Here is a 24,837-nt window from a genome sequence, read left to right as displayed (position 1 = left end):
CATGAAACAGTGTCTGTTTCATGAGGACTGTTTTCAGACTGAAAACTCGTCTTAGTAGATGCCCAAGGTCCTGGTCATGAAGCCGTTGTAGTTGGGCCGCATGGTATCCAGGTAAGAGCAGGGATCCAGATAGTCGGGGCCCCAGCCAGAGAAGTCATTCAGGTCATAGTTCATGTCAGAACCGACCTTCGGGAGGTACACAGCGTCGTACCACTCACTTAGCTGCTCGGCAGCTGTGATATTAATCGTTACCTTACCGCCCAGACTGGCCTCCACGCTCTGCTTATAGGCGTTGGCGCGGTTCAGATACACGGTGCCGCCCACAAAAGCGGGCAGGTCCAGCTGAATGGGGTTGTTCTCGTCAATGGTCACGCCTGCGGTCTCCAGCTCGGCAATGGCCAGTTCCAGCTCGGCGGCCGCCTCAGTGGGATTGTACCAGCCGTCAAAGCCGTCGCCGGTGCCCTTGCCGTTCTCGGCGTTGGGATCCTTCTTATAAACGGTAATCTTCATGCCGTCGGCGTCCAGCTGAGCCTGGACGATCTCGCCGTAATCCGTGCCAGCCGGGAAGGTGGTGGGTGTTCCGTTAATATCAACGGTCACTTCCTCCTCCAGCTCACAGAAGGTGGCGGGGGTATAGCTGTTGCGCACAGACACAGCGGCCAGGTCATCGCCTACGCTCTGGGCGTTCCAGGCAATCCGGTCAGCTGCCATAGCCAGAGCCAAGCGGAAGTGGCGGTTATTGATCGCAAGATGGGTCCGGGCTGCCTCCTCCTCGCTCTGGGAAGAAACCACCTTGGTCTCATCCGTGTAGTTGCCAAAGCGCTGGCGGTTCACGTTGGTAAAGTTCACATAGGTGGTCACCGTGGGGTACGCCACATACCCATAGGTCTCAAAAATAGTGGCCGCGTCACCCTCCAGGGTATCCTGCTTGGCCTGGGCCATAGCGGAAGCGTTAAGGCCAGCGCCAGTCTGGGTGCCCGCCAGGGTATCATTGTAGGACTTCAGCACATCGCTGCCATCATTATACATATACTTAAACTCTTTGATGGTAACATTCTCAGCGTCCCAGTAGGTAGGATTCAGCTTATAGTCAATGGAGTTGCCCTCAGTGGCGTTGGTAATCAGGAAAGCGCCGCAGTACAGAATATGGTCGGGGTCAGAAGCGTACTGATAGCTGTCCGGCTCGGGATCGAAGTCGACGCCAAACTTGCCGCCCTGAGACTCATAATAGGACCGGCACATGGGCAGGGCATTGCTGTAGTGCAGCATGGTGGTAAAGAAGGGGGCCTTTTTCTCCAGCGTATACACCAGCGTGTAGTCGTCCGGAGCGGAAATGCCCACAGTAGAGAAGTCATTGGTTTTGCCGTTGATGTAGTCCTCAATGCCGGGCAGAATGCCAATGAACAGGTCGGCCAGGCCCTGGCCACAGTCGGCGGCGTGCTGCAAGCCGGCTACCCAGTCGTCAGCCTTCACTTCGGCCACCTCGCGGCCCTGAGAGTCCACCCACTTCACGCCCTTGCGGATGTGGAAGGTGTAGGTCAGGCCGTCCTCGCTGACCTCATAGCTCTCGGCCAGGGCGGGCAGCTCCCGGTCCTCGCAGTCAAAGAACAGCAGGCCGTCAATGGTCTTGACCAGAGGCTCTGTGTCAGAGGCAGAGCTGGAGTTATGGACGTCCCAGGTGGAGGGCAGCTCACTGAAGGTGGTCACGTACTTGTCCATCAGCTGATAGCCCGCGCCGGTGAGGTAATCCTGAATCTTCTGGCGGGCAGTACCAGTGCCCTTGTTCTCGTTCAGGATTTTCTTAACCTCGTCGCGGTCTTCCTTCTTCACCAGCTTGTCCGCCACAATGGCGTACTGAAAACGATGCTGGTCGCTGCCAAAAGCATGAGTGGTCAAAGAGCCAGGCACCGCGCGGCTAATGGCGTAGTTGCCGCCGTAACCGGTGGTGGGCATCATAATGCCGCTCTCCAGCAGCTTGGCCTCGGCAATGGCCTCCTGGGCATAGCGCAGGCTCATGTTGTCCACCTCGGCGGTGGCGTTCTGATAGATAGCCCAGAAATCGCCCAGGGTATAATCGTAGTAGTAATCAGAAATTGCGTCATAGTCGTCTCCCTCGGGAGGCTGGGGAGCTTCCCAGGCAGTGTCGCTGGGCTCTTCGCCGCTTACCTCGCTGCTCTCGTCGGCGGGCTCGCTAGAGCTGCTTTCGGGCGCGGAAGATTCCGGGGTGCTGCTGGTAGAAGAGTTTCCGCTGTCGTTGCCGCAGGCCGCGAACACGGAGACCATCATCATAAGAGCCAGCACCAGCGCCAAAACGCGCTTTGCAGTCTTGTTCATGGTTTTCATTCGTCCTTTCTGCTGAGTTTAATCTATGCTGTAAAGCAGGGGCTCCACCCCTTGCCAACAACCCAAATAAGCTCATAAAGCCCGCGCCAGCGGGCCTTTTCGCGGGGTTCTTAAAGCCAGCTGCAACTTTCTGCCAGTAAAATTGCATTTTTTTCAAATCAGGCTGAACGCCGCCCTAAATGTTGTATAATATTATACCCGCAAACCAACGCCCTGTCAAGACCCTTGGCGGCAAAAGGGGCATTTTGATTGATACCATCGTAAAAAGCGTGGCACGGTGAGGATTTTTGTGCATTTTTCCGGGATGCAGGAATTATTTTTTTTATTTCAAATTAACCGAAACCACCCGCTTTCTTTATCTATTATATAGGAATCTCTCCAGGGTCTGCCGCCCCCTCTAAGGCCCTGGACCCAGCCAAGCGTTTGCTCCGCCTATTCCCCGGCCAGGGCCTGCCGCGCCGCCAGGATAAACCTGGGCCGGTCTAGGGGGTCCACTCCCATCCGCTCCCGGTCCACGCCCATGCCATCCGGGCAGTCGGCATAATGAGAAAAGCGCGAGCCGTACACCCCCCGGCCCCCGGTGGCCGCCGCAAACCCCACGGGCAGGTCCATGGCCTCTGCGGCGGGTATCTCCGCTTCAAAGCGAAAACGCCCCGCCTCCACCTGGGGGGCCGAAAAGCTGGCCCGCCGGTTGGAGATTAGCCCCAGGGCCTTGCCCAGGCAGTCCTCCGGCCCGGAAAATTCCGCCCGCAAAACAGGCTCCAGCAGCTTGGTGCCGCAGCTTTGCAGGGCATTCATCACCCCCATGGGCGTGGCCACAAAAAAGTCCAGGGGGTGGGTATGCACATGATGATGGGTGCCGTCCACCAGGGTCACCTTCAGGTCCGTCACCTGCCAGCCCTTCAGGCCCTGCTCCAGGGCCCTGGGCACCGCTGTCTCCACATGGGCCTGATACCGGTAGGGCAGCCGGCCTGGTCTCACCCGGCACTCATACTGAAACCCGCTGCCCCTGGGGAGCGGCTCCACTAAAAACCGCACCTCCGCCCAGCAGGGCTTGGGCCAGGTGTAAGACTCAAACCCCTCTCCCACCCCCGCCGGGGTCTCTTTATAAATCACCGAGGGTTCACTAAAGCTTGCGTCCACGCCCCAGCGCTCCCGCAGCAGAGCTTCCAGCACTTCCACCTGCAAGCGCCCGGTCAGCCGGGCCCATACCTCTCGCTTTTCCTGGTTCCAGCTGCATTGCAGCAGGGGGTCCTCGTCCTCCAGCTGGCGCAGGGCCTCGTTTAATAGCGGCTGCTGGGCCGGGTCCAGGGCTGTTACCTTAGAGAGCATCAGGGGCTCGGTCAAATGATAAGCCCGCATGCCGGGCAAAGGCCGCCCCAGCAGGTCCCCTGCCCGAACGGACCCCAAGCCGTACACCACGCCAATTTGGTTTTCGCCAATGCGTTCCGCGTCCTCCAGCCGCCGTCCCTCCACCCGGCGCACCCGGGTGGTTTTTTCCCGGGACACCTGGCGCATTCCATAGTTTTTCAGCTGGGCTTTCTGGCTATTTTCACTACAATCATCCTCCGGCCCGGTCCTTTCCAGGGAATTCTCCTCTTTCTTTTGTATAAGTTCACCGCTCTCTGTTTCCTGGCGGCATACTGTCACCTCTTGGCGGTTGCCCAGCTTCCCGGCAAACAGCCGCACATAGGCGGCCTTACCCAGGGCGGGGTCCTGCTCTACCTTGTAGACTTGGGCGCACAGCTCCCCGCCCAGGGGCGCGGGCTGTGGCAGCAGCTCTGCCAAAGCATCCAGCAGCAAGTCTACTCCCAGGCCAAACTTGGTGGCCCCGCACAGGACCGGGTACAGCTCTCCCTGGGCAATCCTTGCTTTTAACGCCCCGCCCAGGCCGCTGGGCGCACCCTTATCCAAAAAATTCTCTAAAAGCTGGTCATCGCCGCAGGCCAGTACCGCCTGCTCCACCCAGGCAGGAGAAACGCCGTCCACAAAAGAGGCCGCCACGCCCGCCTCCCCTTCTCCCGATACCTGGCACAGGGGCAGGCAGGCTCCGCCCGCCTCCTTCTCCGCCTGGGCCAGGGCCTGGCGCCAATGGCTACCAGCCCGGTCCAGCTTGTTGAAGAACAGAAAGCAGGGCAGCCGCGCCCGGTGGACGGCCTCCAGCAGCAGGCGGGTCTGGGGCTGGACGCCTTCTACCGCCGAAACCACCAGCACCGCCGCGTCCAGCACGGCCAGACTGCGCTGGACCTCGCTAAGGAAGTCGGCGTGGCCGGGGGCATCGATCAGGTTCAGCCGGACGCCCCGCCACAGCACAGAGGCGCAGGCCGTGCGCACCGAAATGCCCCGCTGGCGCTCAATGGCCATCCCATCCGTCGAGGCCGTTCCCTGGTCCACGCTGCCCGCCGCGCGGATGGCCCCAGCGCGGTACAATATCTGCTCGGTCAGGGTGGTCTTGCCCGCGTCGGCGTGGGCCACAATGCCCAGGTTCAGAATTTTCTCCGTCATGCTGTCCCTACTTTCCCTGTTGGTTCTGCCTGCCAGCGCCTTTAAAAATTGATCTTTCTCCAAGCACCGGCGCCAATTTGCCCCTCTAGGGCGTGTTCACATAAGCGTTCGTACGCGTCTTTTTGGCAAATCTTTGTCATCTTCTTCGTTGAAAATTCTTGAAGTACGCGAGTACGTCTGCGAATTTTCGCCTTGAATCTGACAAAAATTTATTCCAAAATCCGCATACTCTGCTTATGGGAACACGCCCTAGGATTTTTTGCGAGCGCGTCAAACCGCGCATGTTCTGGTTTTCTTTATTTTTTAGAGGATTTATCATATTCTTTTTTGACTTAATCATTTACTTCTCTTGACAAACAAAAATCGTCGTGTTATGATAAAACCATGGAAGCTTTAGCCATTTCTGCCAATTTCAATTTTTTTCAGAAAGGCGGTATGTTTAAAATGTTAAAAAAGCTCCTTGCAACCACTGCCGTACTGGCTATGGCCTTGGCCTTTTCCCTCTCTGCCCAGGCCATGGAAAACGACGCCCCCGCCGCCCAGCGCGATGAAATCTCCCAAAATATCACTCTGCGCGTCAATGATTTGCTGCTGGGCTCCCGCCAGCAGCGGGCCGCGGGCATAGCGCCCCAGGGCGAAGCCCTGTCTCCCAGTGCCAAGCGGGAGTATGTGGATCAGATCATCCGGGACGAGTACCAGAAAAACGGCTGGCGGGAAGTATCTACCATGCCCCACACCGCCGCCCAGGTTTGGGAAACCGTAAACCGGGAGATGGACCAAAAAGCAGTGCGCCTGGCCTACATGGACCTGGACCAGACCCCCGAAGATCTAAAGGACTATATCCTCTCTGCCCGGCGGGCCGTGATCTACCAGTTCGCCTGGACAGCGGACCCCGCCGACAAGACCATGTGCTACAGCATTGAGCCTAGGGAGGACCATACCTTTGAGATCACCCCGCGCTTTAGCGACCTGTTCCCCGGCTGGTATGAGCCCCAGATAGACCTGGAGCTGCCGGACTGGAAAGACGCGCCCGAAGAGGCTTTGGCCAGCCTCCAGGACGCTTCCGCCAGCTTCCTGCAAACTAGCTCCGCCGCCACAGCGGACAAGGCCGGGCTGCGCAGCGCGGCGATATTTGCGGGGACTCGCATGGGCGGAACACCCTGATGTATACAACAAAATTGTTTATTTGGATAATCCAAAGACCAGGATGTATACCGCTCCCTTCATGACTTTTCCCGCGCTTTCGTACGAAACATACGAATATGCGGTAAAAGTCTCTTATCTTCCCCTCTACAACCAGCTGCAATTTTTGTATCACAAATACCACTTGGAATGAATCTTATGCCTATTGGCCAAGGCTAACAACCGCTAGCCCTACGCAAACGTGTCGCATAACAAACAAAGATGCGCAATGTACCATTGGGCTACGTGCAAGTACTTATAGCGTTCCCAATAATGGAAACTTCAATATTAAATTGTCTAAGTATCTTGCGTAACAGCTAGCAATTCTAAAAAATTGGCAGGCGGCTAAAACGTTCCATTTCAGGAGTCAAGCGGGTACCCCGGGTTCGGGGTCCGCCTGACTCCTGTTTTTGTCTATTCCATGCCTGGCCGGGCGGCTTACCGCCTCTTCCCCACCAGCATAAACCGGTGGCAGGGCGGCTCTTCTCCATAAAACTGATGGGCATAGTTCAGCCGAAACCCAGCCGCCTCCAGTCTGGGGGCCACATTCTCCAGGTTATAGTCTTCCCCCAGCCAAGGGGCCTCCTGGCCGCCGGTCTGCTGGGCCACCAGAAAGCCCCCCGGTCCCAGCACCCGGGCAGCCTCCGCTGGGTCTAACGGGGCCCGGTCGTTCAGCAGCAGGTCAAAGGACCCGTCTCCAAAAGGCAGAGGGCCTTCCCTCCACCAGCAAACCTCTGCCCCCGGCGGCCCCAGCCGCTTTTGGCACAGCAGAAATTCCGCCTCGTCCTGTACCAAAGCTGCCGTTAGGGCCGGTGGATGCCCCAATCCTAAAAGGAACTCCCCGGCTCCGGCGCTCATATCCAGCAGGCGCACCCCCGGCCGCAGGAAATCCCGGACCTTTCGCTCATAGCTCCAGGGAAGCTTTTCCTTGAGCCCCGCCATCAGCTGTTCCTGTCCACCTGGTGAAAGGTTTTCAGGTTGCCGGTTTTCCCGCCGCGCTTCGAGAGCTCCTGTTCCACCTGCTCCAGGGTAATGCCCTGCTGAACCATCAGCACAGTCAGGTGGTACAGCAGGTCGCTGATTTCCAGCACAGTCTCCTCATTTTTGCCGTTTTTTGCGGCAATAATCACCTCGCCGCACTCCTCCGCGCATTTTTTCAGGATCTTGTCCAGCCCCTGGGCAAACAGATATCCTGTGTACGAGCCCTCCTGGGCGCTGGCCTGCCGGCTTTGCACCGTGGCGTAAAGCTCTTTAAGTTCTTCCATCATGACACCTCTCGTCTGCAAAAAATTTTATATAAAGGGCCTCCTTTGCGGGTCTTGGCTTTAGCCAAATCTCTCGGCCCCCCGCTGTTTTTCCTTTCAGCTCTCGCCCGCAATCCACTTATAAAAGCAGCTCTCTTTCCCTGTATGGCAGGCCGGGCCCTTGGGCTTTACCCGTACCAGCAGTGTATCGTCATCGCAGTCCGCCGCAACGCTTACCACCCGCTGGGTGTTTCCTGAGGTCTCCCCCTTATTCCACAGGGACTTCCGGCTGCGGCTATAGAACCAGGTATACCCGGTCTCCAGGGTCTTTCGCAGGGCCGCCCGGTTCATATAGGCCAGCATTAAAACCTGATGGGTATCCGCGTCCTGCACAATGGCGGGAATCAGCTCCGACTTAGAAAAGTACCGGTCCAGTTCGTCTGCTATGGCCCCCTCTGTCTTGGGCTTTTTTCCAGAGATCTTGTGGCACACTGCCACCGCCTCCATTAAGTCCAGGGCGCCGGCATACACAGCCTTGCCCGCAATGGCCCCGTACAGGCCCAGGTCGTACAGCTCAATCAAATCCAGTAGGCTGCTGACCCCCCCGCTGGCCACGATATTACAGCCCACCGCCTGATTCAGCCGGTCCAGCATCTCCAGGTTTGGGCCCTGTTGGGTGCCGTCCTGGCGGATGTCCGTACAGATAATATACTGCACGCCCATCTCCTCCACCCGGCGGGCCAGCTCAATATAGTCCGTGCCGCTTTGCTTCGTCCAGCCCTGGGCCGCGGCCCGGCCGTCCAGGGCGTCAATGCCCACCGCAACCTGCTTGCCAAAAGCCTTTACCGCCTGCCGCACAAAGTCTGGGTCCTCCAGGGCGGCAGATCCCAGTATTACCCGAGAAATCCCCTTTTCCAAGTACCCGGACACGGTCTCCATGCTGCGGATGCCGCCGCCCACCTCTATATTCATATTAACCGTTTCCGCCACCCGCAGAATCAGCTCCATATTCTCGGGCCGGCCGCTTTTGGCTCCGTCCAGGTCCACCATGTGCAGCCAGTGGGCCCCCTGCTCCTTAAAATGCAAAGCGGTCTCCACCGGGTCTGGGGCCACCACCTGGGCAGTGGCATAGTCTCCCCGCAGCAGGCGCACACACCGGCCCTGATGCAGGTCAATGGCTGGTAAAACAATCATCGGTATCATCCCTTTCCATATCGCATAAAATCATTTCGGCCCATCTGGCAGGAGCGGCAAACCCGAGGCTTAATTCCCCTGACGCGCTGTCCGCTCCAAATAGCGCCCCAGCAAATAATCAATATAGTCGCCCTTGCAAAAAAGCCGCCGGCTCTTTCTGTCTCCGCAGCACCGGGCCAGCTCCCCCACTGGTACCGTAGCCCGGGCGTGCTGGCCAGGGCTGCGGTTTTCGGCGTAGAATTCCAGGGCGGCCCCCGCGTTCTCTTCCGGAGAACGGCCCGGGGCTTTCAGGTTTCCCAGCAGCCAGTGGGGAGAGGGCGCGGTAAAATTGGGATAAACAGAAAAAGAACTGTCAATATACAGCACTGGCTCTGTCTGGGCCATTTTCTGTGTGGTGGGGTCCTCCAGCAGCTCCTCAACCAGCTCCCCCTCCGGCCGGCCAAACACCTCCCACAGGTCCGCCGCGCCCCAGTGCTTTAGGGAATACGCCGCCAGCCGGGGCGGAATCTTCTCCAGGTCCTCCGGGGTCAGCCACTGGGGGTAGAAGTCCCGGTTTTTCCCGTCGCAGCTGCCCTGATGCAGGAAAAAGACAAACTCTTTGCCCATCGCCTGGCAGCGGGCAGGCAGTGCTAAACGGTCTATCAGCTGGTCTAAAAAGGGCAGCTGGTCCAGGTTGCTTTTGTTGACAAACACCTGTATCCGGGGTGCCAAACCATTTTCCAGCAGCCGCTCTATGGCGGTTAAAAGGTCCTGGTAGGCCCCAGGACGGCCGCTCATGCGGTCGGTAACCTCTTCTCCCCCAAAAAAGGTGAGCTGCACTACATCCACTCCCAGGGACCGCAGCCACTGGGGGTAGTCCCTATCCCGGGCCAGACGGGGCACGCTGGCCAGCTCAAAATGATCCCGCTTCTCCCCAGGAGTAGAGAGCGCGCCGCACAGCTGCCAAAGCTCCCGGTAGTCGCCGGTCATGTCCGGCTCCCGGTACCAGTCGTATACAATCAGCCGCTGGGTGTGTGGGCGAAAAGCCTCTGCCACAAAGCGCAGGTCCTCTGGCCCCAGGCCCGCGTTGGGCCCCCAGCCCAGCCAGCAGTGGCGGCAGCGGTTGGGGCAGCCGTGCATATCCAGGGCAATGGTGAGACGTTCATATTTCATTACAGGCTTCCTCCTGTTTCACGATCTCCGGGGATCATTATAGCACAAACCCCGGCAAAATAAAAGGGCATTTCGCTTTTATTCACAGGCCCTGTCGCCCCATGGAAAAGCCGCCTGTAATCCCTGGGGCTTTTCTTTGGAGATCACCTGTTTCCATGGAAAAACCAACCCCACTTTATCCCCTCTCCCGACCAGAAACTATTGACACTAAAACCGGGCATATAGTATAATATAATGCGGTATCATAAATGCAATATCAAGCCGGACTCACCCAGGACCGGAAACACGGAAAAGACAGCGCTGCCCTAAGTTAAAAGCGTAAATCGGTTTTCCAAAAGACTTTGTCCCCGGTGCGGCCCTTCGAAGCGTTGGAATGGAGACTGTCTATGAAAACGAAGCCGAGCAGAAAAGGAATGAATTGGAAGGGCCAGATCCTTCTCGTATCCATTGTGTTGGTCTTTTGCGTTTTGGGAACCGTGGTATACACCATTTCTCAAAAGATTTCCCAGGAAATGTCTTCCTCCGCTATTCAGAACCTGCGTGAAAGCTTGGACCTGATTCAATATACCATCGAGGCTATTTTGCGCAGCGAGGCGGACTTTCAGACCCTAATCGCCCAGGAGATCGCAAGGGCGGAGGACCCCGAGGCTTATATCCGTGCTTATGAAAAAAACCAGACCATGTCAAAGATGTCTCTCATCCTCTCTGGAAAAAACCAGGGCGTTTCCAACACCGGCGAGCCCTTTACGGAAGAGGGGCTGGACTTCTCCGCGGGAGGAACGGTGGGAGGATTCGCCGTTTCGCAAGCCTATATCAATTATATGGGCACCTGGTCTTATACCATAAAATCTCCTGTTCAGCGGGACGGCCGGGAAATTGGAACCCTTTACGCTGAATACGTGTTCGATGCCATTGACCGCTCCCTTCCCAACGGCTTCTATAACCAGCAGGCTACCCTCTACATCATGGACGCAGAAAGCCAGCGCTTTGTTCTAAAGCCCAAGGGAATGGGCCAGCGAAGCGCCGGCCATTTGAACCTAAGCGATTTCTACCGGGCAAACAATATTCTGGATTTGGACATTCAGTCAGAGGTGGAAGCATGCCTAAGGCAGGGAGAGCCTATTCTGTTTTACCATGACATCCGGGAAGTACAGGCCCTTAACTATATGTGGCCTGTAAACGACGGCACCCTCTTTTTGGTGGGTTATGTGCCTGTAGAGGCTATCCAGCAAGAGGGCCGGACGGTCAACCAGAATATTTACTTTGTGGTGGCGTTCATGCTGGCCGCGTTTTTCCTGTGTATTGGTCTATATTATCTTAGCAGAAGACAGCAGAACAAACTGCAGCAGGAACGGGAGGCCGAACGGCGGCTTCATAACCAGCAGCTGTCCGAGGCGCTACAGGCCGCCCAGATCGCCAGCCAGTCCAAGACCACCTTCCTTTCCAATATGTCCCATGACATCCGCACGCCAATGAACGCGGTTCTTGGTTTTGCGACGCTGCTCTCCACAGACGCGGAAAATCCGGTAAAGGTACGGGAATACACCAAAAAGATTATGGCTTCCGGCCAGCACCTTCTCAGCCTAATTAACGATATTTTGGATGTTTCCAAAATTGAAAGCGGGAAAGTGGTCCTAAGCTTTGAAAGTTTTGCCCTCAGCGACGTACTCTCCTCTGTAGACGCCATTATCCAGCCCATGGCCAAAGCCAAAGGGCAGGAATTCCACGTAGATGTGTCTGGGGTCCGGCATGAGTATCTGGTGGGGGACGAGACGCGCATCAACCAAATTTTAATTAATCTCCTTTCCAACGCCGTAAAATATACGCCGGACAAAGGCCATATTTGGCTGCGGGTTGTTGGCCTCAAGCAGCATTCCAGCCAGTATGAGCATATCCGTATTGAGGTGGAGGACACCGGCTATGGCATGACGCCGGAATATCTTACCCATATTTTTGACGCCTTTACCCGGGCGGAAAACAGCACTACCAACAAAATTCAAGGCACTGGGCTGGGTATGGCCATTACCAAAAGCATTGTGGAGCTGATGGGAGGCACCATTGAGGTATTCAGTGAAGTAGACAAGGGCTCCCTCTTCCGGGTGGAACTGGAGCTGGGGATTCAGGAAGAGCACCGGGACCGGCAGTTCTGGGAACGGCAGGGAATCACCCGGGTTTTGGCAATCGATGGGGACCAAAAGAGCCTAGAAAATATCCGTACACTGATGGAGGACACCAGCCTTTCCTTTTCCGAAGCCGCCAGTACCAAGGAAGCCATCCACTGGCTGAACAGCGGCGAAACCTGCCAGCTGGTTCTGCTGGACTGGGAGAGCAGCGGAGCGCAGCAGGCCAAAGCCCTGCGCGACGCCCTGCCTGACGCCACCTCTCTGGTGGTTTTGGCAGACCCCAGAGACCTGGACGTGGAAGAGGCGCTTCCAGCAGGCCATACGGGCCTGCTTACAAAGCCCTTTTTTGTCTCGGCGCTTCGAGAAAAGGTGGCTGAGATGTGGGGGGACAACGAGGAAACAGGCCAGGAAAATCCAGCGGACAACAGCCTACAGGGGCTTCACTTCTTGGCGGCAGAGGACAATGCCATTAACGCGGAAATTCTTACCGATCTGCTGGAGCTGGAGGGCGCCACCTGCGAACTAACAGAAAATGGGCAGCTGGCGGTGGAACGTTTCCAGCAGGCAGCACCAGGAGAGTTCGACGCCATTTTGCTGGATGTACAAATGCCTGTGATGAACGGCCACCAGGCTGCCAGGGCCATCCGTGCCCTACAGCGGGCGGATGCGGCGGAAATCCCCATTATAGCCATGACGGCCAACGCCTTTGCCGAGGACGAGAAAGAGGCGCTAAGCGCCGGCATGGACGCCCATGTACCAAAGCCCCTTAGTATGGAGCTTTTGAAGAAGGTTATCAGCCAATGCAGCAAACGAAAGGAAGATCGGTGAAATCAGCATGAAGAAGAAACTGCACCGCATAGGGCTTGCCCTCTGTATGGCGGCACTGATTCTTATGCCGGCCTGCGCGGAACCTTCCCCGCCGACAAACCTTATTTCCAAAAGGAATGAACCAGAAAGAATCGTTGAGCTATTCAGCCCCATGGAGAAAACCGATCCCGACGCGGAAAACCTTGCCAGGACCGCCTCGGACCTGACCATCGCCATGGCGGAGGACGCTTTGGGCGTTACCGTGACTTACCACACCTATACTGCGGAGGATCACCAGGATAAGACATACGACCAAGTGGCCCTGGACCGTGCCCGTAATAATATGGACGACATTTACCTACTAAACCCAGATACCGTGCTGGCCCTGGGAGCGGAAGACCTGCTTATGGACCTTTCAGGGCTGGAAAGCGCCAAAAATCTGCGGGATATTGTGCGAACCGCCAATACGGTAAACGGCAAGCTGGTAGCCATTCCCCAAGAGGTGGTGGCCTATGGTCTGTTTATCAATAAAACCATGTTTGACCAATACCACCTGGAACTGCCAGAAACCCCGGAGGATTTTTTAGAGTGCTGCCGGGTGTTTAAAGAAAACGGCGTTGAAACACCTGTGGGCGCCAACCGCTGGTGGCTGGAAAACTTTGTCTTTGCGCAAGCCTATGCGGACCTGTACAACGGCGGAAATACCCAGGGGGAGATTGAGGCCCTGAACAGCGGCAAGGCCAGGTACAGCGACTATATGCGCCCAGGTTTTGCGTTTTTACAGACGCTTATTGACCAAGGGTATATTGACGCGGAGAAAGCTCGGGTTAGCGAGGCCATTGAGGGAGAGGGGCAGGATTTTTTAGACCAAAAGACCCCCATTGTAATGGCCTACTGGGGCGCGGCAAACACAAAAACCGCCTATGGGAAAACAGATTTTGAAATGATGGTTATCGGCTTTCCCAGCAGCCGGGGGCAGATGCCGGTGATGTCCATGACGGGTTTTGGCGTGGGAGCCAACGCGGAACACGCCCAGGACGCGGCCCAGGTGCTGGACGTCATCACCTCTGACGAAGCGCTGCAGCTTTACGCGGAGACCAACCAGGTGATCTCTCCCTCCCGGAACGTGAAGGTAGACTGCGTTCCCGCCCTGAAGCCCCTAAACGACCGATTTGATGAGGGCGTTTATGTACTGGGTTCTAACGCGGGCATGAAGGTAGAGCAGTGGGGAAACACCTGCCGTATTGTGCGGGATCTGCTAAATGGAGCTAGCGTGGAAGAGTGCATGGCGTCCTTTGACCAGCTGCAAGACGCCTCTTTGCAGTAAAAGGCACATCTAGAATATACAGGGAGCCGCTCCAACATATAGGGGCTGCTCCCATATTTTATAGTTAACGCAGTTCAAAAGAAGTATTTCACCTCTTTTGAGCTGGGCCGCAAAGCTGCCCAACTCAAAAATCGATATGTACCGATTTTTAAGTGCGTTTACTATATGTGCCCCGGTTTTGTGCAAAACAGAGCGGGCGCAGGGACTGGCCACCAGGGAGCCTATCCCAATAAACATATAAAAAACATGCCGGCATTTTTCTTACATAAATCCATAGGAAAAAAGGAGCGTACCCCTGGGGCGCTCCTTTGCTTCTTTTTCACCATCTATTCCAGTGCCAGCAGTGCCCTGGCATTTTCGCCCAATACGGGCCCGGCCTCCTCTGGCTTTAGCTCCCGCCGCAGCCATTCCAGGGTCTCCGCCTGGCCGCTCCAGGGGCTGTCACTGCCAAACAGCACCCGCTTGGCTCCAAAAGCCTCCACCAGCCGCCGGAACCCCGGGCCGTCCAGCAAGGGCAGGTCCTCCGGCCCGTAGTAGCCGTCCTTTAGGGGAACCATTTTCCCCACAGAAAAAGCTGTATCAATGTATACCGGCAGCTCCGGCAGCAGCTCCAGCACCTGGTCCCAGCAGCGCCAGCCGCCCATGTGGGCCAGCACCAGCCTTACCGGGCCCACCTGTGCCAGTGCCCGGCGCACCATCTGGGGCGAACACCGCTCCACCCCCGGAAATCCCACGTCCAGCCCCGCGTGGGTCACCACGATCAGGCCCAGCTCCCCGGCCCGGTCCAGAATCCGCAGAATGCGCGGGTCGTCAAAATTCACCCCCTGGTACACAGGGTGCAGCTTCACGCCTTTCAGGCCCAGGTCCTTTATCCGGGCCAACTCCGCGCGCCACCCCTCAAAGTCTGGGTGCATGCACCCAAAGGAGTGCAGCCCCGGCGAGCCGGCATTAATCCGCGCGGCGGAATCGTTAATGTGTTCCACCTGGCGGGGCGCTGTGGCCACAGGCAACACCACTGAAAGATCCACCCCGGCCCTCTCCATGGAATTTAAAAGCCCCTGGCAGGTACCGTTCGTAAAGGGCTGGGTGTGGCTGGCGGCACTAAGCTTTTCCAGGGTAGACGCGGCAATCTTTTCCGGGAAAGTGTGGGTGTGAAAGTCAATGGTCATGAGCTTCCCTCCTAGTTTCAGTCCAGCCGGAAAACAGGCTCCAGCTTTGGCTGGGCTCCGGTAGCGGGGTCCATTTCCAGCTCCAAAATATCCTCCATATACTGGTTCCAGCGGTCCACCACCGGGCTTTGGGCCTGGGTCTTTTCAGCAAAGGCCACGCCCTTTTCACATTCATAGTAGCCAAATAGCAGGTCCCCGTCAGCAAAAATGGTGTAGTTGCAAATACCGGCAGCCTTGAGCAGCGCCACCATTTCGGGCCAAATTTCCCGGTGGCGGCGCACATACTCTTCTTTTTTTCCGGGCTTGATACGGCCTCTCCAAGCCATACGTTCCATATAAAGTATACCCTCTTTCTGTAAAGATTATGTGGCAAAGGACGCCAGAAGCCGTCCTCCGTGGCCGGAGCCCTAATCCCCCCAAAAGTATAGATCCCTTCTCTTTGCTGATAAAGGCGCCCCCTCTTTGGCGGCTCTCCCAACTAATGGGCTGTCACGCTGCTATCAGACGGTGATCTAGGGGTATGGGGGCTTTTCTTTCTCGCGTCCCCTCAAGATCAAAACCATGAGACGCTGTCCCCCTGCCACACCCAGCATTTGTTCCGCCTATTCGTTCCGCTTTTCCAGGCGCTGGAACAGCCTTATCAAAATCACCACCGCTACCGCCGAGAGGATTACCTCAGCTACCAGCTGCGAGTACGCCAGGCCATACAGGGGCCACAGCCAGTCCAGCACAAACAGCGCCGGTATCTCCAACACGATCTTCCTTAGCACCGCGAACACCAGCGACTTCTTTCCCATGCCGCAGGCCTGGAACACCCCCACCGCGATAAAATCCATGCATAAGAAGGGCTGCGAAAGGCTAAGCGCCCGTAAAAACGCCTCGCCATAGTCCACCACGGCCTCATTCTGGATAAACAGCAGGGTAAACTGCCGGGAGGCAAAGAACAGCGCGGCGGTGGTTACCACCATAAAGGCGCCCCCCACCCAAATGGTAAAGTCCACGGTAGATTTCATCCGTTTGGCGTTCCCGCTGGCATAGTTATAGCTCACCAGGGGCATTACCCCCTGGCTAAGGCCAAAAAAGATCTGCACCGGCACCATGGCTATGGTGGTGGCTATGCCCATGGCCGCCACTGCATCCGACCCATATCCAGAGGCGAAGTTGTTCAGCACGGTCTTGCCAGTAACGTTTAGCAGGTTCTGGATAGAGGCCGGTACTCCCACCCCCAAAATGCCCAGCACAATCCCCCGCCGAAAGCCAAACATAGAGGGCTTGACACACACAAAAGTCTTTCCCCTGCGCACAAAGAGCAGCACAAAAAAGTATAGGCAAGCCACACAGTTGGAAAGGAATGTGGCCAGCCCCGCCCCGGCCGCGCCCAGGTTTAGGCCCCATGGCAGGATGAAGATGGGGTCCAGGAGAATGTTGAGAAAGCAGCCGCTCATGGTGCCAATACTGGCATGGAGAGAGGAGCCCTCGGAACGCACCAAATAGGCCAGCACCACGTTGAGGATGGCCGGGGCCGCGCCAAAAGCCACCGTCCACAGCAGATAATCACTGGTAGCGGCTACCGTAGTGGCGTCCGTACCGATCATGGTCAGCAGAGGAGAACGAAAGGCGGCATATAATCCTGAAAAGAGCACGCCGCTAAGCAGCGAACCGTAAAAGCCAAACGCCGAGCTTCTGTATACAGTGTCATGGTCCTTTGCGCCCAGCGCCCGGCTCATCATGCTGGAGGACCCCACGCCAAACAGATTGTTCACCGCGTTAAAAGCCAGAAGCACCGGCCCCGAAAGGGTTAGCGCGGCGTTCTGGATGGGATCGTCCAGCATTCCTACAAAGTAAGTATCTGCCAGATGGTACAGCACCATGACCAAAGAGCTAAGAATGGTGGGAATTGCCAGGGTCATCACAGCCCGGGGAACAGGGGTTTTCTCAAAGAGCAGAGTTTTGCTGTTTTCTGCCATAGGGGCTCCTTTCTCAATCGAGATCATTCAATGAAGCAGTCAATTAACTGGTATCGTGAAGTAGAGCGATGGGGGCAGAGGGAGGCTCCGCCCATTTTTACCCGCTTCCGGAGGTCACAGGCGGGCCCGGAGGGCCTTAATTTTCAGGCCTTGCCCGCTGAAGAGGATCTCGTGCTCGGTCAGCACATTTTCTGGGTCCTCCTGGGCATGCAGGTCCTCTGTGTCGAAAAACACAGTAAAGCCCGCTTCCCCCAAATAACGCCGGGTGGCCAGGTACAGGTCCTGGTTATCGGTTTTAAACCAGATCTCTCCCCCTGGGGCCAGCAGGGGTTTATAAGCCTCCAGCTGGCGGGTGTGGGTCAGCCGGCGCTTGTGGCAGCCCGCTGCGGGCCAGGGGTTGCAAAAGTTGATGTACAGCCTGTCCGCCTCGCCGGGGGCAAACAGCTCCCCCAGCCGCTCTATGTTATAGTAGCAAAGCAGAATATTTCCCGGCTGGCGGGGGTCAAACCGGGCCTGGATATTCCGCCGCCCCACTCCCAAAATATCATAGCTGATGTCAATGCCCACAAAGTTCGCCTCTGGCCAGCGGACTGCCGCCCCGGCCAAAAACACGCATTTTCCGCAGCCCAGGTCCAGGTGCAGGGGCCTGCCCTTTTGGGCAAAATGCTCAGCCCAGTGGCCCCGCAGGGCCGCTGGGTCCGGCACATAATAATCGCACTGGGCCAGTTCGGGCCTGGCCCAGGCTTTTTTTCTCATTCGCATGAATTGCATATCCCCCCAAAACTTGATAATATGATTATAACGGCTTTGAGATAGAAAATCAAGCCCACACAAAAAAGGACCCGCCCCTTACCAGAGGCGGACCCGACCGTACACCTATTGTGCTGTCCTTTGCACTACAAAGTCTCCATAGCCATCTTTCACATAGTTGCTGGTGCGTATGCCCACTTTACCATATGTTCGAATATCAACCTGTAATCTCATGACCATGGTTAACCTCTAAATTTCTACGGGAAATGATTGACTTTCCTGTGTTTTCATCTGTAAAGCCCAAATTATACTTCGTAATTCCTGACGGCAAAGATGTAGCTACCGCTCTAAAATCATTATAGTAGTTATTATTCTTTACAGAATCTATTACTTTAAATGAGCCTGCAATCACGCCATCCACGGCTTTTGGTATCAGCACATCATAGTAATTCCATTGTGTCGTGACAGGTTCTCCATAGAATACAATTACTTCTTCCCGATAACGTTCGTTCCGGGGGACTTCTCCTTGCTGCGCAGAAGTATTTACCACTGGCAAATCCCAGTCGGGGAACAAATCGCCAAATTTGGGTGTAAAACAAAAAGTACGGTTTTCATCATTAAAATCACAGCCAACTACGTCATCCGCAGCATAGTCATAATGACTAATCACCTTATTTCGCGCATCTAAAATCTTCGCTTTCATTTCTTCGTCCGCTTTATCCATGTCGCTATAGGCTAGTTCCAGAACTTCTGCCGGGATATTTTCCTGAAGCGCAGCCGTTTCTTCAGGAAATACTTCTGTATATCCCCGTGCCAGATAACGCTGACGGACAGATTCTTTCATATCGTCAGACTCTGCCGCTGAAGCCGTCATAGTAAATGTGCCTATCAGCATCAGTACAAGTAGCGCATAGATTACTTTTTTCATCCTGTCAGCCTCCTAATATACTTAAGCACCACTCTGATACCAGCAACTCCACCTTCTTCGTGTATCGAAATTATGGTATATATACTTATAATATTGTCCTGCCATTGTCAAGCCTTGAAGAGCAAATTTACCATATTTCCACTCATTGTTTTTTCGGCCATAGACTTGTCTCTTCGCCCAAAATAGACTTGAATATCCACTTCAAATGGTGTAAAATAGCGCTAAAGAGCTCTGTTATCCGTCTCTTTAGCGCTGAAAAGTTCGTCTAAAGAACCTGCAACGCTGGTTTTTTAGACGAACTCTTAGAAAGGATTGTGATTCTTTTTGATAAAAACTGCCTTGGCCCTGGAGGGCGGCTCTCTGCGCTGCCTGTTTTCCGCCGGGGTCACTGACGTAATGCTGCAAGAGGGCATTAGCTTCCAACATGTGTTTGGCGTCTCTGCCGGGGCCTTTACCGGCGTCAACTTTGTCTCCGGCCAGGCCGGCCGCACCGCCGAGATCAACCTGCGCTTTGTCAACGACCCCCGCTATATGGGGATGCGCAGCCTTATTAAAAACCGCAGTATCTTTAACTTTGATTTTCTTTTTGGCGAGATCAGCGACACCCTCATTCCCCTGGACCGAGAAGCCTTTACCGCCTCGCCCTGCGAATACACTGCCGTAGCTGCCAGCTGCCGCACCGGCCAGGCCCTTTATTATGATAAAAGCACCTGCAAAGATATCTACGCAGCCATCCGTGCCAGCGCCAGCCTGCCCCTGCTGGCCCCCATTGTGGATGTACAGGGCGAGCCCTGCCTGGACGGGGGCCTGGCGGTTTCTGTGCCCTTTCAGCGGCCCCTGGACCTGGGCTACCAAAAAATTGTGGTGGTTACCACCCGGGAGCACGGCTACCGCAAAGCCCCGGTTTCCCGTCCCGCTGCCCGGATGTACGCCCGGTTTTACCGGAAATATCCCCAGTTGGTACGGGCCATTCTGAACGTGCCCAGGCACTATAACGCCGAGATGGATGCCATCGACCGCCTGGAGGCCCAAGGGAAGCTCTTTGTCCTGCGTCCAGCAGAGCCGGTCACGGTCCGCCGCACGGAAAAGGATGTAGAAAAACTGCAAAACCTGTACCAGCAGGGCCAGGCGGTCTGCCGCCGCCAGCTGCCCGCCCTACGGGAGTATCTGGGGCTTAGGACGTAAGCCTCTCCCACAGTTTAGCGAAAAAGCCCGGGCGGCGCTGGGGTGCGGCGCAGCGGACCAGCACAATGTCCCCACCGATCATTTCAATGTCCTTCCAGGGGATCACCGTGTCCTGCTCCCGGCCTAAAAGACCCAGCAGCCGCCCCCGGCCATATACCACCAGTGCGGTAACGGCAGCGGTGTCTGTATCCAGCTCCAGGTCGCACACGTACCCCAGCCGCCCGCCGTCCTTTACACTGATTACTTCCTTGCTGCGAAGCTCTCCCATCCGGCAGCTCATGGCCATTCCTCCTTTCAGGGCCGCGGGGATTTTACCCCGCACCCCACCACCCTTTGAAAAAGGTGGACGAAAACCTGTATTCCGACTTTTTTCTGATGTTGACCAGCCGGCCTCTGCTAGGAAGCCGAGCGCCGGGTGGGACCGGGACGCTTTTGGTCTGCCACGAAAAAAATCCCCCTATTTGATGTCTATGCCCTTTGGGCTAAGCATATGCCCCAGAATAAAAAAGAAAGAGGGTATCACCATGAACATTTGGCACGACATTTCCCCCAAGCGCATTAAGTGCGACGATTTTTACGCGGTCATTGAGATCACAAAGGGCAGCAAGTCCAAGTATGAGATGGACAAAGAGACCGGCCTGCTGCGCCTGGACCGGGTGCTGTACACCTCTACCCACTACCCAGCCAACTACGGCTTTATCCCCCGCACCTACGCTAATGACGGCGACCCACTGGACGTGCTGGTGCTTTGCTCTGAGAACATCATTCCCATGTCCCTGGTGCGCTGCTACCCCATCGGGGTCATTATAATGGATGACTCTGGCAAAGAGGATGAGAAAATTATCGCCATTCCCTTTGATGACCCTACCTATAACAGTTACAAGAGCATCTCCCAGCTGCCCACCCACATCTTTGAGGAAATGCGCCACTTCTTCAAAGTATACAAGCAGCTGGAAAATGACAAGGATACAGAGATTAGCGAGGCCCGGGGGCCGGAAGAGGCCAAAAAGGTTATCACCTCCTGTTTGGAGCGCTACCTAACCGACTTCTGTATGGCCTAAGCCTTTTCAAAGTATATCCCTGTCCTCTTCACTCATTCGCAATCAAAAAAAGCCAGCCCTCTCTATGAAGGGCCGGCTTTTTTTCTTATGTGCAGGTATTCCCGCTTATCTTACGGTTCGGCCTCAATGACAAGAGTCGTAATAGAGGACTCCGCCAGCTCTACCTTGCCCGCGTAGTCATTAAGACGCAGCTCTATGGTGTCCGCCGCACCCTGGTTTTCCAGCACAACCACAATGCTGCCGTCTGGGTTTTCCAGAGCCGTAACCAAAAGGTCCTGGCGGTATTTGCTGCTGCCCAGACGCACCGCTCCCCGCTGGATGAACTTGGAGAAGTGCCCCATAGCATAGTATACCTGGCTTAGATGCAGCTGGTCCGTATCCTTGTTATAATGGGCCATAGCGCCGCAGCCGCCGTCCGCATCGTGGCGGGGCTCACCGTTCTGGTCCAGCAAGATGTTCCACTCGGTAAGGCCGTGGGCATAGTTGTTTAGGTTGCCGATGATCTCATAGGCATACCGCATAGCCACCTTCCACTCCTGCTCCAAGGTTTTGCACAGCATGGAGCAGAACTCCGTCTCCAGCAGCATTAGGTCCGGGTCCAGCTCGTGGGCCATGCGCAGAGCGTCAAAATGTTCTCCCGAGTACCAGTGGAAAGCCACGCCCGCCACTGTCTCCCGAGCCCCCACTACGCTGTGCAGGCCTTCTACCCAGTCCACCACATGCTCCTTGTTGTGGTCCCAAATCAGCACCTTGGTGTCCAGCCCGGCCTTTTTCAGCTGGGGATACAGATAGTCCCGGACAAACAGCGCAGTCTCCTCAGCGGTGTACACACAGCTCTCCCAGGTTTGGGTTGCCATGGCCTCGTTCTGCACAGTCAGAGCAAAGAACTCCACCCCGTGGGCCTGATAGGCCTGGATGTACTTCACGTAGTACCGGGCCCATGCCTCGTAGTATTCCGGCAGCAGCTTGCCGCCGTGGAGCATATCATTGTTGGACTTCATAAACGCCGGAGGCGACCAAGGAGAGCAGAACAGCATCAGCCCATCTGTGCAGGCGGCAATGGAGTCCTTGATAAAGGGGATTATGCACTTCTCGTCGTGGGCAATGGAAAAGGTGTTCAGCTGCTTGTCCCCCTCTTCTATATAGGTGTAACAGCCCTCGGAAAAGTCACAGGAGTGAATATGGGTGCGGCACAGGTTCAGGCCCAGGCCCTCCTGGCGGTCAAAGAACAGCTTCATAAACTTAGCACGAGTGGCCGCGGGCATGGCGTCGTAGTTCACCGCAGAGGATTCAGTAAGAGCGCTGCCAAAGCCCTGGACCCGCTGGTACTTTATCTTGGGGTACAGGTTCACCACCTTGTTTTCGGCCTGGGGCTTGTATGTAAAGCTTACCTGGCTCTTCTCCATGGGCTTGCCCATTGTGGACTGATACAGTGTATTTTTGTACATGAGGATACTCCTTTTAAAAACGAATAGTATTTCTGTCGCGCTTCTTTTAAAAAGCTTTCGTGCATTCTATCATAGTAAGCAGAGAAAGTCAAGTGGCTTTTTTGCTATTTTCTTCCACAACCCCCACTGTTCTTTTCCTCATAAAGCTCTATTTTTCGGCCAATCCATCCAGACGCAGAAAATTCCATCTATTATTTCTTTCTATAACGATTTCTATACTCTGTCGGCGTCATACCCACATGGCTTTTAAAGGTTTTGGTCAAATAATTCGCGTCATTATACCCCGCCATCTCCGCTATACGGGAAATCTTAATCTGCTTATCCATAAGCAGATTCATCGAGTACTCGATGCGAATTTCGGTCAGGTATTGGCTAATGGTCTTGCCCGTGTGCTTCTTAAACAGTCCTGACAAGTAGGAGGGCGTTAGGTACACCTCTTCTGCCAGGCGGCGCACCGTCAGGTTCTTATCGGAAAAATTTTCCCGCATCAGCCGTACCACGGTGGCCACAGCCGGGCATACTTCCTGCCCAGCGGGTGGGGCCAGCAGCGTCTGGGTCTGCCGCTTTAGCAGCTCTTGCAGGCTTTCCAGCGTTTCTGCGGCCCGCAGCTCCACTTGACTGGGAAAATAGGCCTCTTCTCGCCAGCGGGCAAATTCCGCGTTAATTAAGGACCACATCGCATAATAGATTCCCCGGGCTATTTCTGGATTTCCCTCCGGTTTTTTTGCCACCTCCCGGTAAATGGCGTCCAGCGCGGCAAAAGCCGCCGTCTCTTCTCTTCGGCTCACAGCCAGGGAAAACCGGGCCAAGAGCCCAAAGTCTATAAAGAGCGGTATGTAGGGATCGTCCCACTGCCGGGCAGACCAGCCCCCCCATCCCTTAAAGAACAGGTCCTGGGCGCTGCGCCTGCACTGCCAAAAGGACCGCTCCAGCTTTTGGGGCTTCTCCACCATTCCACCGCAGGCCAAAAACCATTGCCTGCTATAAAAGGTCATATCCCCGGTTAGCGGACGCAGCTTCCTCATAACAAGACTCTCGTCATTGATGGCCCCCTGGCTTCCGGCCAACGCCACGCACAAGCAGCGGCTGCCCCAGGGACTTCCCCACAAAAAGCACCCGGTGCTTTCGCCCAAGCTTTTCCAAACAAGCTCCAGCTGCTCTTGCAGCCTCGCGTGCTTTTCCAGCGGCTGCCGGAACAGCAGTAGACAAAGCCGATAGCACGGAAAACCATGTTCTACTGGGCCCAGCGCCTTTCTGCACTGGCTCCACGTGGGCAGCTCCACCACGGCCCGGCACCTCCTCTACACTCAACTGGGTTTACTGGCCAATCACTTCCGGCATCCATCCCTTTTCCACGCACTTGCGGAAATCCCATCCGTCCGGCTCAGAGATCAGCTTGTAACTCCAGAAGAAGAAGCCCGCGCTCTGGTCCCAGGCTGTCAGCTGGGCGTCGGCCATCATGCGGAAGGAGAGCTTCTTCTCCCAGGCACTCATTTCCTCCATGCCCTCTGGGCTGTGAGAGAGGCACCACTCGCCCACCACCACTGGGAAGTACTGGGACATCTCTTGAATATCGCCGCGCAGCCGCCCCAGCACAGAGCCCACCATATCCTTGCTCTCGTTACTGCCAGGGGCCCCCATCATATAGATATGGGTATCCAGCCAAACATTCTTAAACTCTGGGCTCCGCATAAACTCCTTCCACATCTTCAGCCGAAAACCGTCATGGAACATCACCACTTTTTCTTCCCCTAAGTACTGGCGGATGGCATGGTATGCCCGGGTGTAGAAGTCATAGAGGAAGGTAATGGGCACCGGGCCGCTGCCTTCGGCCCGCTGGGGGTCCGCAGGGGGGTAGCGCTTTTTTATGAACTCCCACAGCTCGGGCGAGACCGGCTCGTTAAGAATCTGTATGCCAAAGAGCCCCTCTCGCTGGGCATAGCGCTCAGAGAGCATACTTAGCACTTTAATAACCCGGTCCACAATCTCCGGCTTTTGCCAGAACTTGCATACGCCGCAAATCCCGCCGTTATCAAAGCCATTCTGACTTTCAGGGGCGGTGTGCAGGTCGATGAGAACTTTCAGCCCCACCTCCTCGGCCCAGTCAAAGGCCTTGTCCAGGTATTCAATGCAGGGCACGTAGGGGTCGCAAAAAGCCGGGTCATCTCCAAAGATAAAATGGGGCACTGGAATTCGCACGGTATTTAGGCCGTGGGCCTTAATCCACTGAAAGTCCTCCAGGGTAATGTAGGTGTCCCGGTGCTGCTTCAGCCGGGCTTCCAGCTGGGGCCGGGGCAGCAGGCGGCACAGTGCGTCCTCATCCTCCGCGTCCACTCCGGCAAACAGGTCTGGATGCATCCATTTTTCCAGCACCAGCCAGTTGCCCAAATTTACGCCATGTATTTTTTCCATAGGTCACGTCCTCCTTATTTTTGTTATGTTCCATTGGGCT

Annotated in this window: 20 protein-coding genes; 5 read left to right on the top strand and 15 right to left on the bottom strand. The window is 55.8% G+C overall.

The genetic code is table 11. The features are described from left to right. Positions 1-51: 51 nt before the first annotated feature. Together U8U68_RS01575 and U8U68_RS01570 are read right to left on the bottom strand one after the other, a co-directional pair. Positions 52-2,334, bottom strand: coding sequence for an ABC transporter substrate-binding protein (locus tag U8U68_RS01575; protein ID WP_322199105.1), 2,283 nt, complete (start codon positions 2,332-2,334; stop codon positions 52-54). Between the two features lie 441 nt (positions 2,335-2,775). After that, complete coding sequence (locus U8U68_RS01570) at positions 2,776-4,848, bottom strand: GTP-binding protein (RefSeq protein WP_322199104.1); 2,073 nt, start codon at positions 4,846-4,848, stop codon at positions 2,776-2,778. 444 nt (positions 4,849-5,292) lie between these two features. On the opposite strand from U8U68_RS01570, the gene U8U68_RS01565 reads away from it, so the two are divergent. Then, on the top strand, positions 5,293-6,012 hold the full coding sequence (locus tag U8U68_RS01565; RefSeq protein ID WP_322199103.1) for a hypothetical protein: 720 nt from the start codon (positions 5,293-5,295) through the stop codon (positions 6,010-6,012). A gap of 456 nt (positions 6,013-6,468) precedes the next feature. Here U8U68_RS01565 and U8U68_RS01560 read toward each other — a convergent pair whose 3' ends face one another. From U8U68_RS01560 to U8U68_RS01545, 4 genes are all read right to left on the bottom strand, one after another. Beyond that, positions 6,469-6,972 carry a class I SAM-dependent methyltransferase gene (locus U8U68_RS01560; protein WP_322199102.1) on the bottom strand — a complete coding sequence of 168 codons (504 nt, stop codon included), beginning with the start codon at positions 6,970-6,972 and terminating at the stop codon, positions 6,469-6,471. Beyond that, entirely contained in the window at positions 6,972-7,298 is a 327-nt protein-coding gene (hisE, locus tag U8U68_RS01555; RefSeq protein WP_437124410.1) for a phosphoribosyl-ATP diphosphatase, read from the bottom strand. Before hisE ends, U8U68_RS01560 begins: the two co-directional genes overlap by 1 nt. A gap of 93 nt (positions 7,299-7,391) precedes the next feature. Further along, positions 7,392-8,468, bottom strand: coding sequence for a 1-(5-phosphoribosyl)-5-[(5-phosphoribosylamino)methylideneamino]imidazole-4-carboxamide isomerase (gene hisA, locus U8U68_RS01550; protein WP_322199101.1), 1,077 nt, complete (start codon positions 8,466-8,468; stop codon positions 7,392-7,394). A 69-nt stretch (positions 8,469-8,537) separates the two neighbouring features. Then, positions 8,538-9,620 (bottom strand): radical SAM protein, encoded by a 1,083-nt coding sequence (locus U8U68_RS01545; RefSeq protein ID WP_322199100.1) that lies wholly within the window; start codon positions 9,618-9,620, stop codon positions 8,538-8,540. Positions 9,621-10,006: 386 nt separating this feature from the next. On the opposite strand from U8U68_RS01545, the gene U8U68_RS01540 reads away from it, so the two are divergent. Together U8U68_RS01540 and U8U68_RS01535 are read left to right on the top strand one after the other, a co-directional pair. Further along, a complete protein-coding gene (locus U8U68_RS01540; protein ID WP_322199099.1) occupies positions 10,007-12,571 on the top strand; it encodes a response regulator in 2,565 nt (854 codons plus the stop codon). Positions 12,572-12,578: 7 nt separating this feature from the next. Next, positions 12,579-13,877, top strand: coding sequence for an ABC transporter substrate-binding protein (locus tag U8U68_RS01535; protein WP_322199098.1), 1,299 nt, complete (start codon positions 12,579-12,581; stop codon positions 13,875-13,877). 326 nt (positions 13,878-14,203) lie between these two features. Here U8U68_RS01535 and U8U68_RS01530 read toward each other — a convergent pair whose 3' ends face one another. The 5 genes from U8U68_RS01530 to U8U68_RS01510 all read right to left on the bottom strand — a co-directional run bounded on the left by U8U68_RS01530 (position 14,204) and on the right by U8U68_RS01510 (position 18,691). Next, on the bottom strand, positions 14,204-15,046 hold the full coding sequence (locus U8U68_RS01530) for an amidohydrolase family protein (protein WP_322199097.1): 843 nt from the start codon (positions 15,044-15,046) through the stop codon (positions 14,204-14,206). Positions 15,047-15,063: 17 nt separating this feature from the next. Further along, positions 15,064-15,381, bottom strand: coding sequence for an L-rhamnose mutarotase (locus tag U8U68_RS01525; RefSeq protein ID WP_322199096.1), 318 nt, complete (start codon positions 15,379-15,381; stop codon positions 15,064-15,066). A 267-nt stretch (positions 15,382-15,648) separates the two neighbouring features. Then, the gene (locus U8U68_RS01520) at positions 15,649-17,013 is read right to left on the bottom strand and encodes an MATE family efflux transporter (RefSeq protein ID WP_322199095.1); all 1,365 of its coding nucleotides are present in this window, start codon (positions 17,011-17,013) and stop codon (positions 15,649-15,651) included. Between the two features lie 114 nt (positions 17,014-17,127). Next, positions 17,128-17,775 carry a tRNA (guanosine(46)-N7)-methyltransferase TrmB gene (gene trmB, locus U8U68_RS01515; RefSeq protein WP_322199094.1) on the bottom strand — a complete coding sequence of 216 codons (648 nt, stop codon included), beginning with the start codon at positions 17,773-17,775 and terminating at the stop codon, positions 17,128-17,130. A gap of 205 nt (positions 17,776-17,980) precedes the next feature. Beyond that, positions 17,981-18,691: a hypothetical protein gene (locus U8U68_RS01510; protein WP_322199093.1), complete on the bottom strand. Its 711-nt coding sequence runs from the start codon at positions 18,689-18,691 to the stop codon at positions 17,981-17,983. Positions 18,692-19,015: 324 nt separating this feature from the next. On the opposite strand from U8U68_RS01510, the gene U8U68_RS01505 reads away from it, so the two are divergent. Next, the gene (locus tag U8U68_RS01505; protein WP_322199092.1) at positions 19,016-19,876 is read left to right on the top strand and encodes a patatin-like phospholipase family protein; all 861 of its coding nucleotides are present in this window, start codon (positions 19,016-19,018) and stop codon (positions 19,874-19,876) included. Here the strand turns inward: U8U68_RS01505 and U8U68_RS01500 are convergent. Next, positions 19,866-20,156, bottom strand: a complete 291-nt coding sequence (locus U8U68_RS01500) for a YlmC/YmxH family sporulation protein (RefSeq protein ID WP_322199091.1) — start codon at positions 20,154-20,156, stop codon at positions 19,866-19,868. The two genes, U8U68_RS01505 and U8U68_RS01500, sit on opposite strands and share 11 nt — an antisense overlap. 244 nt (positions 20,157-20,400) lie before the next feature. On the opposite strand from U8U68_RS01500, the gene U8U68_RS01495 reads away from it, so the two are divergent. Further along, complete coding sequence (locus tag U8U68_RS01495; RefSeq protein WP_322199090.1) at positions 20,401-20,937, top strand: inorganic diphosphatase; 537 nt, start codon at positions 20,401-20,403, stop codon at positions 20,935-20,937. A 110-nt stretch (positions 20,938-21,047) separates the two neighbouring features. Here U8U68_RS01495 and U8U68_RS01490 read toward each other — a convergent pair whose 3' ends face one another. The 3 genes from U8U68_RS01490 to U8U68_RS01480 form a co-directional block, all read right to left on the bottom strand. Beyond that, positions 21,048-22,385: a glycoside hydrolase family 30 protein gene (locus U8U68_RS01490; RefSeq protein WP_322199089.1), complete on the bottom strand. Its 1,338-nt coding sequence runs from the start codon at positions 22,383-22,385 to the stop codon at positions 21,048-21,050. 191 nt (positions 22,386-22,576) lie between these two features. Beyond that, a complete protein-coding gene (locus tag U8U68_RS01485) occupies positions 22,577-23,671 on the bottom strand; it encodes a helix-turn-helix domain-containing protein (RefSeq protein ID WP_322199088.1) in 1,095 nt (364 codons plus the stop codon). A gap of 31 nt (positions 23,672-23,702) precedes the next feature. After that, entirely contained in the window at positions 23,703-24,797 is a 1,095-nt protein-coding gene (locus U8U68_RS01480) for a glycoside hydrolase family 5 protein (RefSeq protein WP_322199087.1), read from the bottom strand. Between the last annotated feature and the right edge of the window lie 40 nt (positions 24,798-24,837).

The organism is Acutalibacter intestini, from assembly GCF_034334985.1.
Taxonomy (GTDB): Bacteria; Bacillota; Clostridia; order Oscillospirales; family Acutalibacteraceae; genus Acutalibacter; species Acutalibacter intestini.
This window is presented reverse-complemented; position numbering and strand designations above follow the sequence as displayed.